General features: G+C 47.1%; 11 protein-coding genes. 5 read left to right on the top strand and 6 right to left on the bottom strand.

Annotation, left to right across the window (positions count from 1 at the left end; translation table 11 throughout):
• Positions 1-194 precede the first annotated feature (194 nt).
• A complete protein-coding gene (locus tag LAJ61_RS05015) occupies positions 195-3,521 on the bottom strand; it encodes an ATP-binding protein (protein ID WP_224054691.1) in 3,327 nt (1,108 codons plus the stop codon).
• A 378-nt stretch (positions 3,522-3,899) separates the two neighbouring features.
• Here LAJ61_RS05015 and cysM point away from each other — a divergent pair, with 378 nt between their 5' ends.
• The 4 genes from cysM to LAJ61_RS04995 are packed head-to-tail and all read left to right on the top strand — an operon-like array spanning position 3,900 to position 6,997.
• Positions 3,900-4,823, top strand: a complete 924-nt coding sequence (cysM, locus tag LAJ61_RS05010) for a cysteine synthase CysM (RefSeq protein WP_224054690.1) — start codon at positions 3,900-3,902, stop codon at positions 4,821-4,823.
• A 39-nt stretch (positions 4,824-4,862) separates the two neighbouring features.
• Positions 4,863-5,741, top strand: a complete 879-nt coding sequence (locus LAJ61_RS05005) for a 3'-5' exonuclease (protein WP_224054689.1) — start codon at positions 4,863-4,865, stop codon at positions 5,739-5,741.
• Positions 5,738-6,442: a fumarylacetoacetate hydrolase family protein gene (locus tag LAJ61_RS05000; RefSeq protein WP_224054688.1), complete on the top strand. Its 705-nt coding sequence runs from the start codon at positions 5,738-5,740 to the stop codon at positions 6,440-6,442. The genes LAJ61_RS05005 and LAJ61_RS05000 overlap by 4 nt, the downstream gene beginning before the upstream one ends.
• Before the next feature lie 18 nt (positions 6,443-6,460).
• A complete protein-coding gene (locus tag LAJ61_RS04995; protein WP_224054687.1) occupies positions 6,461-6,997 on the top strand; it encodes a hypothetical protein in 537 nt (178 codons plus the stop codon).
• 193 nt (positions 6,998-7,190) lie between these two features.
• Here LAJ61_RS04995 and LAJ61_RS04990 read toward each other — a convergent pair whose 3' ends face one another.
• The gene (locus LAJ61_RS04990; RefSeq protein ID WP_224054686.1) at positions 7,191-10,157 is read right to left on the bottom strand and encodes an insulinase family protein; all 2,967 of its coding nucleotides are present in this window, start codon (positions 10,155-10,157) and stop codon (positions 7,191-7,193) included.
• 286 nt (positions 10,158-10,443) lie between these two features.
• On the opposite strand from LAJ61_RS04990, the gene LAJ61_RS04985 reads away from it, so the two are divergent.
• Positions 10,444-11,457, top strand: coding sequence for an adenosine kinase (locus tag LAJ61_RS04985; RefSeq protein WP_224054685.1), 1,014 nt, complete (start codon positions 10,444-10,446; stop codon positions 11,455-11,457).
• A gap of 95 nt (positions 11,458-11,552) precedes the next feature.
• On the opposite strand, the gene LAJ61_RS04980 is transcribed toward LAJ61_RS04985, so the two are convergent.
• The 4 genes from LAJ61_RS04980 to LAJ61_RS04965 are packed head-to-tail and all read right to left on the bottom strand — an operon-like array spanning position 11,553 to position 16,308.
• Positions 11,553-12,728: an isovaleryl-CoA dehydrogenase gene (locus LAJ61_RS04980; protein WP_224054684.1), complete on the bottom strand. Its 1,176-nt coding sequence runs from the start codon at positions 12,726-12,728 to the stop codon at positions 11,553-11,555.
• A 39-nt stretch (positions 12,729-12,767) separates the two neighbouring features.
• A complete protein-coding gene (locus tag LAJ61_RS04975) occupies positions 12,768-13,265 on the bottom strand; it encodes a hypothetical protein (RefSeq protein ID WP_224054683.1) in 498 nt (165 codons plus the stop codon).
• Positions 13,266-13,309: 44 nt separating this feature from the next.
• Positions 13,310-14,230, bottom strand: coding sequence for a hydroxymethylglutaryl-CoA lyase (locus LAJ61_RS04970; RefSeq protein WP_224054682.1), 921 nt, complete (start codon positions 14,228-14,230; stop codon positions 13,310-13,312).
• Positions 14,227-16,308: an acetyl/propionyl/methylcrotonyl-CoA carboxylase subunit alpha gene (locus LAJ61_RS04965; protein WP_224054811.1), complete on the bottom strand. Its 2,082-nt coding sequence runs from the start codon at positions 16,306-16,308 to the stop codon at positions 14,227-14,229. The genes LAJ61_RS04970 and LAJ61_RS04965 overlap by 4 nt, the downstream gene beginning before the upstream one ends.
• Positions 16,309-16,337 lie beyond the last annotated feature (29 nt).

Below are 16,337 nucleotides of genomic sequence, written 5' to 3'. Positions count from 1 at the left end.
CTTAAAATTTAACTGTCCCAATAAACTTAAAAAATGTTGCGAGAACGCAATGATTGCCAATGATTTGCAACCATTAATCTCACTTTACTGATTTTGTTGATTGGGCACAAGAGGCGATATCGGACGATACGTTTAAGAAAGGTAACGTGAAATGGCAAGTATACCAAACCTAGGCGGCATTGTGGTGATGGGCATTAAATCATCTTCCAAGTCATGTCGTTTTCTTTGAGCTGGGCATATTTGAGTGCAGGGAATTGGCTCAAATCTGCCTGTGCCAAGTTATCGAGCGCTTGTAGCATTTGCTCATAATAAGGCGCCAAAATGGCAAATTGCGCAGGCGAGCTATTGTTGATATTGAGTAAGCACTTGTCTTCAAGATTTTGACTGGCTTGGCGGAGCTGTGGTACGCCCGTATAACGACTCGCCCCTAAAATGCGATGCGCGACGTGGGACAAGGCTTGTCTGTCGTGGCGCTGCCAAGCCTGCTGCAAGTCACTTTTTTCCTGCTCAATCGACTCAATCAGTAGGGTAATCAAGTTGGCTGCCAAATCAGGCTTACCTGCTACCCGCATCACCGCATCATCCCAATCAATGACAGCAAGACTTGCTAGTGACTCAGCGCTATGCTGACTGCTGACCGATGGTAGGCTTGGTAGATTAGCGTTGTCATCGGTGGCAGTCGCTGAGGCGGCTAATGGCGTATGAGCAAATACGGCACTCTCTTTGAGGGTTGCAGGTGCAGTACGCGGGTGATTTGCCCCAGACGCTATCGACCGCGCCGAGATGGTTGAGTTGATAGCAGATTTGTCAGAAGCCACATCAGCGGTTGAGTCAAAAGTCACATCAGCGGATACAGACGTGCTGTGTTTACCCAACCAGCGTTGCAGGATTTGCAATAACTGGGCTTGGCTGATTGGCTTGCCCACATAGTCATCAATCCCAGATGCCAATAATTTATCGCGTTCATCCGATAGACTATGTGCGGTCAGGGCAATAATCGGAATATGTTTATGTCCTGCTTGCGTTTCAACCTTACGGATTTGGATGGCGGCTTCACTGCCTGACATTCTTGGCATTTGAATGTCCATAAAAATCAAATCCACGGCAGTATCGCTTTGTGACTGGTGGGTGGTGATGTATTCAATGGCGTCAAACCCACTATTGACCGTCACCACATTAATACTTAGTTCAGCCAATAACGCTTCTAGTACCAACAAATTGGGCAGATGGTCATCCACGGCAAGCACAGTAAAGCCATGCCACTGCGGCAGTGTGGGCTCTTGGCTGCTGGCAGAATTGCTATCGAGCAGCTGATAAAGTTGGCGACGATCGAGCGGCTGATACAAGGCTTGTGCTTGGTAACGCGACAACAATTCTGGCTCAAGATTGACTTGATAGCCAAATAGTAGCAACTTACCAGCATAATGTAAGCGTACTTGTTTGAGCAGCGACGTGGTATCCTCAGTGGTGCCATTGTCCACGATGACCCAATCCCAATGATTGCCTGTTTCTTTGAGCGATTCAAGTAGGCTGGCTAGCGTACTTGCGGTAGTAATGGCAATCGGCAATTCACGCAGCGAGCCTTTTAACACTTGTAAGCTTGCAGGATGGTCAATCCAAACCAAAATATTTACCGCAGCGATAGCATCAGCCGCCACATAACCGGCATCAGTTTTTGGCGCGATTATGGCTGGTAACTGCCAAATGGGGTCATGGATAAGCAGGCGCTGCTGCTCTTGGTTACTGATGCTCATCGGCAAAGTAAACCAAAATGTCGTGCCTTTGATTTTGTGCGATTGGCTCGCATCACCCGCTTGCTCAGTGGCGTTGTCATAAAAACCAATATTGCCGCCCATCAGATAGGTAAGCTGTTTTGAAATCACCAACCCTAGCCCCGTACCGCCGTACTGGCGAGTAATCGAAGGATCGCCTTGCGAAAAACTTTGGAACAGCACTTTTTGATGCTCAGGCGAAATCCCGCGCCCTGTGTCTTGGACACTGATATGAATTAAATCATCGATGTCATCATCCAGACTGACCCGCACAATGACCTCGCCATCATCGGTAAATTTGATGGCGTTGTTAACAAGATTGGTCAACACTTGCTTGGTACGTAACGCATCCCCCACCAGATAATGCGGCACATCGTCATAGAAGAACACCGCCAGGCGCAAGTCTTTCTCTGCCGCCAGTGGCGATAGCATATCCACCACATCGTAGATACTGGCATACAGGTCAAATTCATGACTATCTAGTACCAATTTACCAGCTTCAATCTTAGAAAAATCAAGCACGTCATTGACCAGTGCTAATAGGTGCGCTGAAGACTTACGAATCGTTTGCACGTACAAGTCTTGCTCGGCATTTAAGCCGCCATGACGGGATAATAGGTTGATAAAGCCATCAATACTGTTAAGAGGGGTGCGTAATTCATGACTGATATTGGCTAAAAATGCCGATTTGGTTTGACTGGCTGAAACCGCGGCATCACGCGCATTACGAATTGAGATGTTTTGCATTTCCATCTCATCAAAAGCCAATCGCAAATCATCTTCGGTCTGTTCGGCGTGATTTTTGAGTTCTTGGAAACTTTTATGCAGACGTCTTAAGGTCTTGACCAAATCCTGTTGCAGTTGGTTGATTTCACCGCTGGCGTTGATGGTCATCGGTTTATACAGGTTGTTGGCGTTGGTGCGCTGCAAATGTAACCGCATCTCATAAATCGGCGCAATCCAGCGTCTAGCATATATGTGGGTGGTCAATAGCAGCAGCAAAATAGTAAAGAGTCCGGTAATCGCTAACGCTAACATCACTTGATAGCGAGCGACTTGTAGCGGCTCATTATCAATATTGACAATAAGCCACAAGGTCGGTAGTGGGGCAGTCGCATTGGCGGGCGGGCTGAGTACCAATTTTCGACCAAATAAACTACTACCCTTGCTATTAAACAGGCTGTTGGATTGGGTGTTGAGCTGCGTCAGCAAATAAGTTTGCTGCGTATTGCTTTGCGATTCAAGGTGTCGTCCCAAAAAAGGCAACAAGCGCGGATTGGGCTGTTGTGATAAATCACCAAAACTGACCAACACTTTGCTTTGTTCGTTGACAATCGCCACGCCTTGCAAGTGTTTGTCGTTGATGGCATTTTGTAGGGCAAATTTCACATTGGCTTGCAGTGTCGCCAATTCTTTGGGCGATAGCTCAGCTTTATTTGCAATGTGTTTGTTTAAGTTATCTTTATTTAAGCCATCTTTATTTGAACCATTATCGCTATTAGGCTGAGTGGTAGTTGTAGATAGCGCTTGGTTGATTTTAATCAGATTCGTCTGCATGGAAGCGGCGACTGGCTGTAAAGTCACTAGCAAATTATCGGCGGTTGATTGCTGAATAGTACGCGCAGCACGGCTAGTATCCGATAACACCAGAAAACCACCCGTCAACGCGAGTGCGCTAATCGGCAAAAACACCAACAGTATCAACTGTCCATAAGCGGTGGAAAAATCCAAGTGAAATCGTTTGCTCACATTGCTAGCCTTGCATCAGCCTAATTTAGGCATCAGATTTTTTATCAGGGTTTTGGGGTATAGCGTTTTATTTTATAGGATTTTAGCCAATTTTGCTTGTATAGCTAGGGTTTTTGTCGCAAGTAAATTTTTGACAAGTCTATACCCTAGCAAAAAATAGAGATAAAATCAGATGGGGTAGCGGTGGAAAAATGACTTGCACAATAATCATGATTCGCAACTGACGGGTGATACGAATTTTGCTAAACTACGCGCGCAATCTAAAAAATTTACTGTTAAAAAAACTAATTAACGCTAGCTAATCTATAAGCTAGACTAAATGCGTCTACTCAAAACTCGTATTATCAAAAGTTCATGGCCAAAAACTAAGGTTGTCTTATGACCCACAATAATTTCATCACTGAAACCAGCACGCTCAATGACTGCATTGGACATACGCCACTGGTCAAGCTGGCGCGATTTGCACCGCAAACCGACCAAGGCACAGCCACCCTGCTTGCCAAACTTGAAGGCAACAATCCAGCGGGCTCAGTGAAAGACCGCCCTGCCTACAATATGTTTTATCAAGCGGAACTGCGTGGCACTATCAAGCCAGGCGACACCATCATTGAGGCCACCAGTGGCAATACAGGCATCGCCCTTGCCATGGTCGCAGCAATGCGCGGCTATGCCATGACGCTGATTATGCCTAGCAACTCTACCCAAGAGCGTAAAGACGCGATGGCAGCGTATGGGGCGACATTGATTGAAGTCGATAACATGGAGTCGGCACGCGACCTTGCCCAGCAAATGCAGGCAGAAGGCAAAGGCATCGTACTTGACCAGTTTAACAACCCTGACAACAAACAAGCGCATTATCTGACCACAGGCCCTGAGATTTGGCAGCAAACGAATGGCACGATTACCCACTTTATTAGCTCAATGGGGACCACAGGCACCATCATGGGCGTATCCAAATACCTAAAAGAACAAAACCCAAACGTGCAAATTATCGGTTTACAGCCCGCTGAAGGCGCTAATATCGCCGGGATTCGCCGATGGCCAGCCGCCTATTTGCCAAAGATTTTTGAGCCAAGTTTGGTGGATAGGGTGATAGACATCGAACAGCACGATGCGGAAGTGTTTATGCGTAAGCTTGCCCGCGAAGAAGGGATTTTTGCGGGGGTATCATCAGGTGGTGCGGCGTGGGCAGCGTACCAAATCGCTAAAGAACACCCGGATGCGGTGATTGCCTTTATCGTCTGTGACCGTGGCGATCGTTATCTATCAACAGGGTTGTTTGGTGTTAAAGATGACGCTTAATACCCAATAACCTAAAGCAGAAACTAACAAGGAAGTATTATGGCTACGCCAGCGCCGATTTTAGTATTTGATATCGAAACCATACCCGATGTTGCCACAGGCAAGCGGCTATACCCTGAGTTGGCTGAGTTATCGGATAACGATGCCATGACCAAGCTTATGGCACTGCGTGAGCAAGATGTTGGGCATCCTTTTATGCCGCTGCCTTTGCACCAAATCGCTTGTCTTTCGGTGTTGTGGGTGGCGGGCGGCAAAATGACCCTAAAATCGCTGTCGCTGGCTGACCATAGCGAAGCGCAAATGATTCAAACCTTCTTTAATGCCATCGAAAAAAATCCGTTGTTGGTGAGCTGGAATGGCAAGGGCTTTGATATACCCGTCATGGTGTATCGGGCGTTACAGCATGGTCTAACCGCGCCCAAGCTGTTTAGCCAAACCGGTGAGATGAGATACAACAACTATATCAACCGGTATCATGACCGTCATACCGATTTGATGGTAAAACTTGCCATGAATAGCACATCGCAAAAACTCGATGTCGTGGCATCCCTATGCGGCTTTGCAGGCAAGCAAGCGTTGGACGGCTATGATGTGGTGCCGATGGTGCAAGCAGAAGCATGGGATAAGCTCACCACCTATTGTGAAAGTGATGTGCTCAATACTTGGCTAATTTTTTTGCGCTACCAAAGATTGACGGGACAATTTACCGCTGAGCAAAGTGAGCAATGGGAATCCACCACCCGAGACTATCTGCAATCGTTCACCAATCAAGACAATAGCCTGCGCCATGATAAGTTTTTGCAAGCGTGGCAACCTGCTAGCAATTTAGCAGATGACAAACATGTCACTCATGTCACTGATATTGCCATCACCCAGCCGCCATCTGATACCCCAACCAACCAAGTAGAATCACCATGAATACGATTTTTCCACCCAGCCAAGTGGTGGCACTGCCTATCCATCAATCCGAGCAAACCTTTCCTGTCCGCCGCGTGTATTGCGTGGGGCGCAACTATGCCGACCACGCCCGAGAAATGGGCAGTGACCCAGACCGTGAGCCGCCATTTTTCTTTTGTAAGGCCGGTGACAGCGAGTCGATTATTGCGGTTCGACCCGATAGCGTTGCCCAATTGCCTTATCCGACTAAAACGCAAGCGCTACATTATGAAGTAGAGTTGGTGGTTGCGATTGGCAAAGCGGGTGCTAATGTGAGTGTAGCACAGGCACATGAGCTGATTTTTGGCTATGCCGTGGGGCTCGACATGACGCGCCGCGACTTGCAAAACGAAATGAAAAAATCGGGTCGCCCTTGGGAGATTGGCAAGGCGTTTGACTATTCGGCACCCATTGGCGAAATTTATCCTGTTGCTAGCGTTGCTGAGATACAACAAGCAAATATTTCACTGGCGGTGAATGGCGAGCCCAAACAACAAGGCAATATCAATCAGTTAATCTGGAATGTGGCAGAGACCATTGCCAATTTATCCGAGTTTTTTGAACTCAAAGCAGGGGATTTGATTTTTACAGGGACGCCAGCGGGCGTAGGTGCTGTGGTCAAAGGCGATACCATACTGGCGCAAATTGACGGACTGGGTAAAATTGAATTGGTGGTGGTTTAGAATTAAGTGATGTTAATCATGAAAAAATTAATATTAGCACTTATGTTGTTTATGGGTTTGACATGTCATGCAGAGACAAAAAATTCTGACATTGAAAAAATTCTTGTCAATTCATATTTTGAAAAACCGATTGATAAATCACAAGTTGCTTCTTTAGACCAACAAATTATTTTATCCAATTTTGCGGTATCTGCCACAGGCTATTTTTATCACCGCTGCTCTAAAATTTCATCTGATTATGCTGATAAAGTTCAGTTTGTAAAAGATAATTTATTAGCAATTTTTCCAACGATACAAAGCGATTTGGCTCAAACGCATCAATGGCAAGATAATTTTGAAAAATTGGATAAAAAGGCATTGGCTACACTTGAAGTCATTACCGCAGTTAATCGCCTTGACGAAAATTTTATCAATGAACCGTTAATTGAAAAATCGCTATGTGATGGTTTTATTAACAATTATGGGGGTAGCACTGCTAAACAGGCTTGGTTACATTATTACCAACAAGCATTGCCTGTTTTGATTGATGAATTTAATCGAGTGTATATAAAGTAAACTAGGCGAGAATTACCTAGCCTAATTGTCCATAATTAAGTAATAAAACAAAATTAAATATATAGTTGTAGGTCGTGTTAGCGACAGCATGACACGACTGTCACCCTTGAAGTTGTCGGGTTACGCCATAAAAGACTGACTAACCCGACCAACAACGATATTATCATTTAACATGGTATCACTACTTAAATTATTAAATCACCTTTTCCACTTTAAACCCCATGTTTTGCATGAGTTCAGCTTTATCAAACGGCGCAAGGCTTGCGCGGGTGTAAGGCTTGTCTTTGAGGTAGGTGGTTGTCACCCGCTGTAAGTCATCAAGGCTGACCGCCAAGATTTTGGCACGCATCGCTTGTTGCCAGTCTTTGCCGCGACCATGCAACTCAGCAAACAGCGCCTTGACCGCTTCACCCGCAGGACTTGCGGGCTTATCCATACCTGCCATCAATCCTAAAATCGCTTCTTCAATCCAGGCATCGGTTTTTTCGCCTGTGGTTTGCGCGAGTAACCAATCAATACTACCCAAGAAGTCATCAAACGTGGCTTGGTCTCGTGGGTCACGGTAGCTATAAAACTTGAAAGAGCAAGCATTGCTATCATAGCTCGCGCCGCCGCCATACGCACCGCCTTGCTCACGAATGGTACGATGCAGATAGTTGTTGCGTAGTACGCTTGAGAGTACCATCAAGGCAGGGGCATCGGGATGGTTGGTGGGCACGGCGTCAAAGACAAGCGCATGATGAAATACATTGGTTTGCGCAAGCCAGGCGATATCGCTACCGTCAGTGGTAATGGGCGATTCGATTAAAGTAGCGGTAGGCTCGTCAACAGGCGCTTGCCAGCTCTCGCTAATCGCTTGTTGCAGCGTCGGTAATATCTCTGCTTCGGCGATGATGAGCGCTTGTTTTGGTAGGGCTTTGATGTAGCTATGTAAACTGGCTAAGCGCTCTCCCAGCTTTTGCCACGCACTGCTATCTTGCTCCGCTTGCTGCAAAAATTCAGTTAGGCTATTTAATGCAGGCAAACCACCGCGTACATATTCAAGACGGGCGATTTTACTGGTGTTACGGCTCGCTGTTTGCATGGCATACGCATGACCTGCATTGGCAAGGCGCGATTGCCAGCCCATTTGTTTTTGGGTTAGTAGCTCTTCCATCCGCGCATATTCGGTAAAAATAGTGTCGTTGAGTACTTCTTTAAGCAGCTCAATTGCTTCAAATTTACGTGACAATGAACGGGTAGCGACCACCAAAAAGCTATCCATTTTTTCGGGATTATCAGGTGATGTGCGCTGGCTGATTCTGACAGTCACACCGCTTGAATGGCGTGCTTGCCGCGCTTGAAATGCCAAGGCATCGTGTTTGCGCGTGCCCACTTCGCTGATCAAGCTCAGATAGGTTGGTAAATCTGGGTGATTGATAAGCGCTTCATGACCCTCTAGGGGCATAATCACTTGATAATAGTACAGACCATTGGTGCCTGCTTCATATTCATATAACGTACTTGGCACACCACTTAAAGTGATATCGCGCTTTTTACCTGTTTTAAATTGAATTTGGGCAGGAATATCCGCCAATCCCACTTTGGGTAGCAAATCCACATCATCAGGCGTAGCTTGGCGCTCGGCAAGGGCTTTGGCTTGGGCGATGAGCGCATTACGGGTGTCAGCAGTGAGTGACGCTGCGATGGCGTCAAGTTTGGCTTGCTCATCCTTGGCTTGTTGCTCAGATTTGCTGGCATCAGGGATGAGTGTCAAGCGCACGCGATGCGGATTGTCGAGCAAAAATTTGCGTATCAAATCGGCGATAAAATCAGGGTTTTGTACTTGTTCACGTAGCCAGTTTAGGTTTTCATCGATATCCCACACATGCATGGGATCGCCGTCGTGGATAGCAGTACTAAAGCCTTCAAGCATCAAATTTAGACCATATGGCATACTATCGCCACCGATATGACGTTGGTCGATTTCGATTTGGTGCAAAATGGTTTCAATCGCTTCACTGTCCACAGGCTGGTCTGCCACTTGTTTGAGTAAGTCCAAAATCCCTTGCTCAATAGCATCGCCATGCTCAGGCTCGGAGCCACGGACACCCGCATAAAACACCATCTGATAATGGCTGTCATCCAAGCCCAGTAGCGGCGTTGGGGCAGATGCCAGCGGATGGCTATCGAGATACGCCCGTAGCGGCGAACCGGCATGTTCAACCAATACGCCCTCAAGTAATCGCATAGCCAGGCGCTGCTTACCGTCTAAAATCGATGGTAATAACCATGCCATGACGTGATGGGTTTGTTTGGGTTTCACCGTATCGACACTGTAAGTGTCCGTCACACTGATTGGCGCGGTAAATGATTTTTCGAGTCGTGAGGCGTGTTTTTGCCCTTTAGCAAACGCTTTGCCTGTCACCGCCAATGCATCCTCATGGATACGGGCTTGGGTCTCTGCCACAGGAATATTGCCAAAGCTCATCACCACCGCATTGCTTGGATGATAGTGACTTTGATGAAACTTGACCAAATCAGCGTGAGTCAGCTCGGTAATGGCAGCAGGCTCACCGCCAGAATTGTAGTGATAAGTGGTTGTGGGGAATAAATGACGCGCCAGCGTATGATACAACTGGTCAATCTCGCCACTCATCGCGCCTTTCATTTCATTAAACACAATGCCTTTATACTGGGGTTTGCCGTCTTCATCAAGCTCCACGCGAATCCCTTCTTGGGCAAAATCAAGCGGATTTAAACTTGGGAAAAATGTCGCATCTAAATACACCGACAACAAGTTAAAATAATCTTGACGGTTTTGGGTGGCAAACGGATACGCCGTCCAATCTGCCGCAGTAAACGCATTCATAAAAGTATTGAGCGAGCGCTTAATCATGCTAAAAAACGGGTCGCGCACGGGATATTTTTCAGAGCCACATAGACTGGTATGCTCCAAAATATGCGCTTCACCGCGGTCGGTCATCGGCTGGGTGCGAAAGCCAATCATAAAGGCATTTTCATCACTCGGGTGGGCGAGGTGATAATGAATCAACCCAGTGGCGTTATGTTCACTCACCAGCACATCAAGCGATAGCGCATCGATGCGCTCATGAGCGCGTAGGGTAAAAGCAGGGTGTAGGGTCAAATCTAAAGCAGAGTCGTGAGAAGTTGCGGGCATGAAGTTACCTGTTATGAATAATAATACTTGTCAAAATTTATCGCTAACAATGAATCGTGAAATAGACGGAAAGTATAGCAGTTTTGTCGGATTTATTTTGAGTTAAATGGGGTCAAAACCTGCTTTATAAAGGCAAAAAAACACAGATACCACAGATAATACAGCGCCACTCATTTGCCCGTGTCAGCCAATTTTCAGATATTAACTTTGACAGTTTTAATTTACAATGACATCACATTGAATTTAACTCATCTATTTTTTCCAAAATCGTTAAAAAGGAACCACAATGGCAAAAATCGTCGCCATCGGCAATGCGTTAGTTGACAGTGAATTTGTCGTCACCGATGCACAGCTTAACGCCACAGGATTGACCAAAGGCAATATGACCCTAGCCAGTCACAGTGAGCAAGCTGACCTCATCGCCTCGCTCACCACGCAAAACATCACCGCAACCAAACAAGCTGGCGGTGGCTCGGCTGCCAACAGTATTTATGCCGCCGCAAGCCTTGGCAGCGATACTTTTTACGCTTGCCGTGTGGGTGAAGATGATGCAGGGCGTTTTTATTTGGCGGATTTAAATGCCGCAGGTATCAAGACATCTACTAAGTCATTTGCTGATGGTACTACAGGTAGCTGTATGGTGATGGTGACCCCAGATGGCGAGCGCACCATGCAAACGCATTTGGGCACTTCAGCAGAAATTAGTGAAACCGATATTGAGTTTGATGCGCTCAATGATGCTGATTGGTTGTACCTTGAAGGTTATCTTGCCATGTCACCCTCGGTACAACAGGCGATTACCCAGCTAAAACAACAAGCCAAAGACAAAGGGGCTAAAATCGCGGTCAGTTTTGCCGACCCTGCCGTGGTCAAGTTTGGTCGTGAAGGACTTGATGCCATGCTAGAGGGTGGTGTGGATGCGGTGTTTTGTAACTGTGATGAAGCGCAGCTATTTACCAACCAAAACAGTCACTCGCAAGCAGCAACAGCGTTATTGTCAGTTGCCAATATGGCAGTGGTGACCAATGGCGCAGCAGGGTCAATCATTGCGGTAAGGGACGATGTTTCACGTGAAACAAAATTGATTGACGTGGCATCGCTACCCGTTGACCAAGTGCTAGATACCAATGGCGCAGGCGATAATTTTGCGGGAAGTTTTTTATACGCGCTATCGCACGGTCATGCGTTGGCAGATTGTGGCAAATTAGCCAGTAGTGTCGCAAGCCAAATCATTCAGCAGTTCGGACCACGTCTCAAACCGGCGCAATACCAAGCGATTTTACAATCAACCTTAACATAGTGCATGGCTAATAAGGCGGATTTTGACAACCTATTTTAACAATCTAATAAAAAAGCCCTAGTTTTAGCTAGGGCTTGTGCTGATAAAGCTAATCATTAGACGGTTTCGTTAAACAGTTCACGCCCAATCAGCATGCGCCGTACCTCGCTGGTACCTGCGCCAATCTCATATAGCTTGGCATCACGCCAAATACGCCCCAGTGGGTACTCATTGGTATAGCCATTGCCACCAAAGATTTGAATACCTTCCCCTGCCATCCAAGTGGCTTTTTCCGCTGTCCACAAAATTACGCTGGCGCAGTCTTTGCGTACTTGGCGCACATGGTCTGAGCCTAGCATATCCAAGTTTTTGCCCACGGTGTAAAGAAAGCTGCGCCCTGCCTGTAAAGTGGTGTACATGTCCGCCACTTTACCTTGAATCAACTGGAATTCACCGATGGCTTGACCAAATTGCTTGCGGTCGTGGATGTAGGGAATGACGTTGTCCATCACCGCTTGCATCAGCCCGATAGGACCTGCAGCAAGTACCGCACGCTCGTAGTCTAAGCCACTCATCAATACTTTGACGCCATTGTTAAGACCGCCCAAGATGTTGTCGCTTGGCACTTCGACATTGTCAAACACCATCTCGCCTGTGTGACTGCCGCGCATACCGAGTTTGTCGAGTTTTTGCGCGGTATAAAAGCCTTTCATGCCTTTTTCCACCAAAAACGCGGTGATGCCTTTTGCCCCAAGCTCTGGGTTGGTTTTGGCATACACCACCATCACATCGGCATCAGGTCCATTGGTAATCCACATTTTTGAGCCGTTTAATACATATACGCCACCTTTGTCTTCGGCACGTAGTTTCATGCTGGTCACGTCTGAGCCTGCACCGGGCTCACTCATGGCTAAGGCACCAATGAATTCACCACTGATGAGTTTTGGCAAGTATTTTTGTTTTTGGGCGTCTGTGCCGTTGCGTTTGATTTGGTTGATACATAAGTTGGAGTGCGCGCCATAGCTTAGCGCCACTGAGCCTGATGCGCGGCTGATTTCTTCCATGGCGACCATGTGCGCCACATAGCCCATGTCCACGCCGCCGTAAGTTTCGGGTACGGTGATGCCATGCAGCCCAAGCTCGCCCATTTTTTGCCACAAGTCCATTGGGAATTGGTCGGTGCGGTCAAGCTCGGCAGCACGTGGGGCGATTTCGGCATCGGCAAAGGCTTTGACGGTTTCGCGTAGGGCGTTGATGTCATCGCCAAGTTGGTAGTCTAATCCTAAGTTCATGGTTATTCCTTTTCTTTCGTTTAAGATATTTAATAATTGCTAAAAATTTTCAGTGCATTTAACTTCTTTTAAGTTGCCTTTTTTAATAACCTTGACTAACTTTGCGTCATCAATGGTTTCAGTTTCTGCCAAATCAGCTCGGTAGTTATTAATCTGAACCGTCATGGGTAAAGGGGCATAACATTTCTTAGTGTTAATCGACATATCTAACAATCTATACGTATTATTTTTGAATTCACCATTACTAAAGGTAAACCAAGCATTGCCTTCTCGACCGTCTGATTTCACGCGCGGGATTAATTTGCTTGAGGCACTGTCAGCGTGAAAACATAAAAAGCAAGGAGTTATATCATCTTCTGGATGGCTAAACTCAGCATTACCAGAAACAATAACTGAACCTGAATAATAATATAAACCATCCTTATTAGCCTTTTTTGGCACTTTTAATGGTATTTGAGCGTTAGTCGTAAAACTAACCAATGACGCTGCGACCAGCAAGGTAATTGAAGCTGTAAACCTATGAGTTGAGTTAATCATAATCCGCCTTTAAAAAATGATGAGATAAATAAATGTAAGGTAACTTAACTAAGTCGTTTATTTAAAATGGCTCGTGCGACGCGTGACCCATTTGGACGACCCAAAAATTTGCTGATTTTTTGTCCGACATCAACCAGTTTATCGAGGTCAATGCCCGTTTCAATACCCATGCCATGTAGCAGATATACCACATCTTCGGTGGCAACATTGCCGGTTGCGCCTTTGGCATACGGACAGCCGCCAAGCCCTGCCACCGAGGTATCAAACTGCCATACACCCATTTGTAATCCCGCTAAGGTATTGCTAAGCGCTTGACCATAGGTGTCATGAAAATGCCCAGAGATATTGTCAATATCAATATAACGCAAGGCAGCATCCAACGCTTTTTGCACCTTGATGGGTGTGCCCACGCCGATGGTATCGGCAATGCCAATATGTTCAGCGCCAATGGCAACGAGTTTTTCTGTCACATAGGCGACTTTATCGGGATGAATCTCGCCTTCATACGGACAGCCCACGGTGCAAGAGATGACACCGCGCACTTTGATGCCATGCGCTTTGGCGGCGTCAGCCACCGGGGCAAAACGCTCGATACTCTCAGCGATGCTACAGTTGATGTTTTTTTGGCTAAAGGCTTCACTCGCTGAGCCAAAAATTACCACTTCATAATTGGCAAATTGGTCACGGTGGGCAAGGGCGGCATCAAAGCCTTTCATATTGGGTGTGAGCACCGAATATACCACGTCATCGCGTTTGCTAATGCCATCTAATACGGCATCATTGTCTGCCATTTGTGGTACCCACTTTGGCGACACAAAACTGGTGGCTTCAAGCTTGCGCACCCCTGCGTCAATCAAGCCGTTAATCAATTCAATTTTGACTTCGCTGGGTACGGTTTGTTTTTCGTTTTGTAGTCCGTCTCTTGCGCCCACGTCAATGATTTTGACAAATTTTGGGTAATTCATGATTGGCTGCCCGTATCAAGTTTTAATAGCTCATCGCCATCGGATACCAAGTCCCCTGCTTTGAACAGCAACTCTGCCACCGTACCATCACTAGGGGCATTGATGGTATGCTCAATTTTCATTGCTTCAATCACTGCCAAGGCTTGACCTTTTTTGACTACATCACCCACATTGACCCGAAACGCCACCACTTGACCTGGCATGGGCGATTTGAGGCTGCCGCCATCTTGGGGCTCGATGCCCACATGCGCCATGCTATCCACCAAGGTAATGACATCACTGGCATGATTTGAGAACACATATACTTGCTCATTGTGTCGCCATGCCTGCATCTGTTGGCGCTTGCCATCTAGCCACAGCGTAAAGGTATCATCAGCCGTGGGCAAATAACGAACATCGCCTTGATAGATGGACGTGACAACGTCCGCGTCTTGTTTTTCCGCTTTGGCAATGGCGTTAATCGTTAGATGAAATGCTTGTTCCTTGGCTTGCTCGTTAATTTGGCTGATAACCGCCCGCAATGGCTTATCGTGATACACCAAATCAAACGGACGCTCATAATGGCTATACGCGCGCCATGCGTCAGTTTTGCTAAAGGGGTCTTGGTTTTGGGTTTGCGCTTCTTGGGCAAGCTCTTTGACAATCGCGGTAGCTACCAGCCAAGGTAGCTCACCACGCTGCTGTCCAAACAGTACGTCTTTTTCACGTTCAATCAATGCGGTATCAAGATTGGCATATTTGAACGAATCTGATTGCACCACGTGACGCAAAAACGCCACGTTGTTGGGCAGACCGACAATACGGGTTTCTGCTAAGGCTTTGTCTAGTTTGGCAAGCGCTTGCTCACGGGTTGGCGCATGGACGATGAGTTTGGCAATCATCGAGTCATAGTAAGGACTGATGACATCACCTTCGCGTACACCATCATCTACGCGCACATCTGCCACACTAAACTCGCTGTGAATTGGCGTGCGGTAAACGTTTAGCGTACCTGTGGCGGGCAAGAAGTTGTTGTCTGGGTTTTCAGCATTGATACGTGCTTCAATCGCATGACCCTTGATGGTCAAGTCTGCTTGTTGTTTGGGTAACGGCTCACCGCTAGCAACACGCAGTTGCCACTCGACGAGGTCAGTACCAGTAATGGCTTCAGTGACAGGATGCTCAACTTGCAGGCGGGTGTTCATTTCCATAAAGTAGAAATTCATGCCGCCAAATTTATCTTCGGGCGTACACTCACGTTGCTCCACGATAAATTCAACCGTACCCGCCCCCACATAATTGACCGCTTTTGCCGCCGCGATCGCCGCTGCGCCCATCGCCTCCCGCATTGCCACGCTGGCATCAGGGGCAGGGGCTTCTTCGAGCACTTTTTGGTGGCGGCGCTGTACCGAGCAATCACGCTCAAATAAATACACATAGTTGCCGTGGCTGTCGCCAAAGATTTGAATTTCAATATGGCGCGGACGTAGGGCGTATTTTTCAATCAATACGCTATCATTGCCAAAGCTGCTAATGGCTTCACGTTGACATGAGCCTAGTGCATCAATAAAATCTTCGGTTTTTTCAACTAACCGCATCCCTTTACCACCGCCACCAGAGCTGGCTTTGATTAGCACAGGGTAGCCAATTTTGTCGGCCTCGCTACGCAAAAACTCAGGGTCTTGGTTGGTGCCATGATACCCTGGAATGAGCGGTACGTTGGCAGCTTCCATCAAGCGTTTGGACTCGGCTTTAAGCCCCATGGCAGTGATGGCAGACGCAGGAGGACCGATAAACACCAAACCCGCATCCACGCAAGCTTGGGCAAATTCGTCGTTTTCACTCAAAAACCCATAGCCTGGGTGAATCGCTTGTGCGCCTGTCTGCTTGGCAGCCTCCAAAATGCGCTCCCAACGCAGGTAGCTGTCTTTGGGCGCAGAACCGCCTATATAAATGGCTTCATCACACACAGCTACGTGCTTGGCAAAACGGTCAGCGTCTGAATATACCGCAACGGTACGCACGCCCAGTTTTTTGGCGCTGGCTGCCACGCGGCAAGCAATCTCACCCCGGTTGGCTATTAAGATTTTTGAAAACATAGTCATAATTCCCTTATTTGTAAAATCCT

Origin of the sequence: Faucicola osloensis, from assembly GCF_020041925.1 — a bacterium.
In the GTDB taxonomy this organism is placed as follows: Bacteria; Pseudomonadota; Gammaproteobacteria; order Pseudomonadales; family Moraxellaceae; genus Faucicola; species Faucicola osloensis_D.
The sequence above is the reverse complement of the archived record's forward strand: the minus strand, read 5'-3'. Positions and strand labels throughout refer to the sequence as shown.

Bases quoted from the DNA above. Each gene is read 5' to 3' on its own strand.
- LAJ61_RS04995 (WP_224054687.1), top strand. From the start codon at position 6,461: ATGAAAAAATTAATATTAGCACTTATGTTGTTTATGGGTTTGACATGT.
- LAJ61_RS04965 (WP_224054811.1), bottom strand. From the start codon at position 16,308: ATGTTTTCAAAAATCTTAATAGCCAACCGGGGTGAGATTGCTTGCCGC.
- cysM (WP_224054690.1), top strand. From the start codon at position 3,900: ATGACCCACAATAATTTCATCACTGAAACCAGCACGCTCAATGACTGC.
- LAJ61_RS04970 (WP_224054682.1), bottom strand. From the start codon at position 14,230: ATGAATTACCCAAAATTTGTCAAAATCATTGACGTGGGCGCAAGAGAC.
- LAJ61_RS05000 (WP_224054688.1), top strand. From the start codon at position 5,738: ATGAATACGATTTTTCCACCCAGCCAAGTGGTGGCACTGCCTATCCAT.
- LAJ61_RS04985 (WP_224054685.1), top strand. From the start codon at position 10,444: ATGGCAAAAATCGTCGCCATCGGCAATGCGTTAGTTGACAGTGAATTT.
- LAJ61_RS05005 (WP_224054689.1), top strand. From the start codon at position 4,863: ATGGCTACGCCAGCGCCGATTTTAGTATTTGATATCGAAACCATACCC.
- LAJ61_RS04975 (WP_224054683.1), bottom strand. From the start codon at position 13,265: ATGATTAACTCAACTCATAGGTTTACAGCTTCAATTACCTTGCTGGTC.
- LAJ61_RS04990 (WP_224054686.1), bottom strand. From the start codon at position 10,157: ATGCCCGCAACTTCTCACGACTCTGCTTTAGATTTGACCCTACACCCT.
- LAJ61_RS04980 (WP_224054684.1), bottom strand. From the start codon at position 12,728: ATGAACTTAGGATTAGACTACCAACTTGGCGATGACATCAACGCCCTA.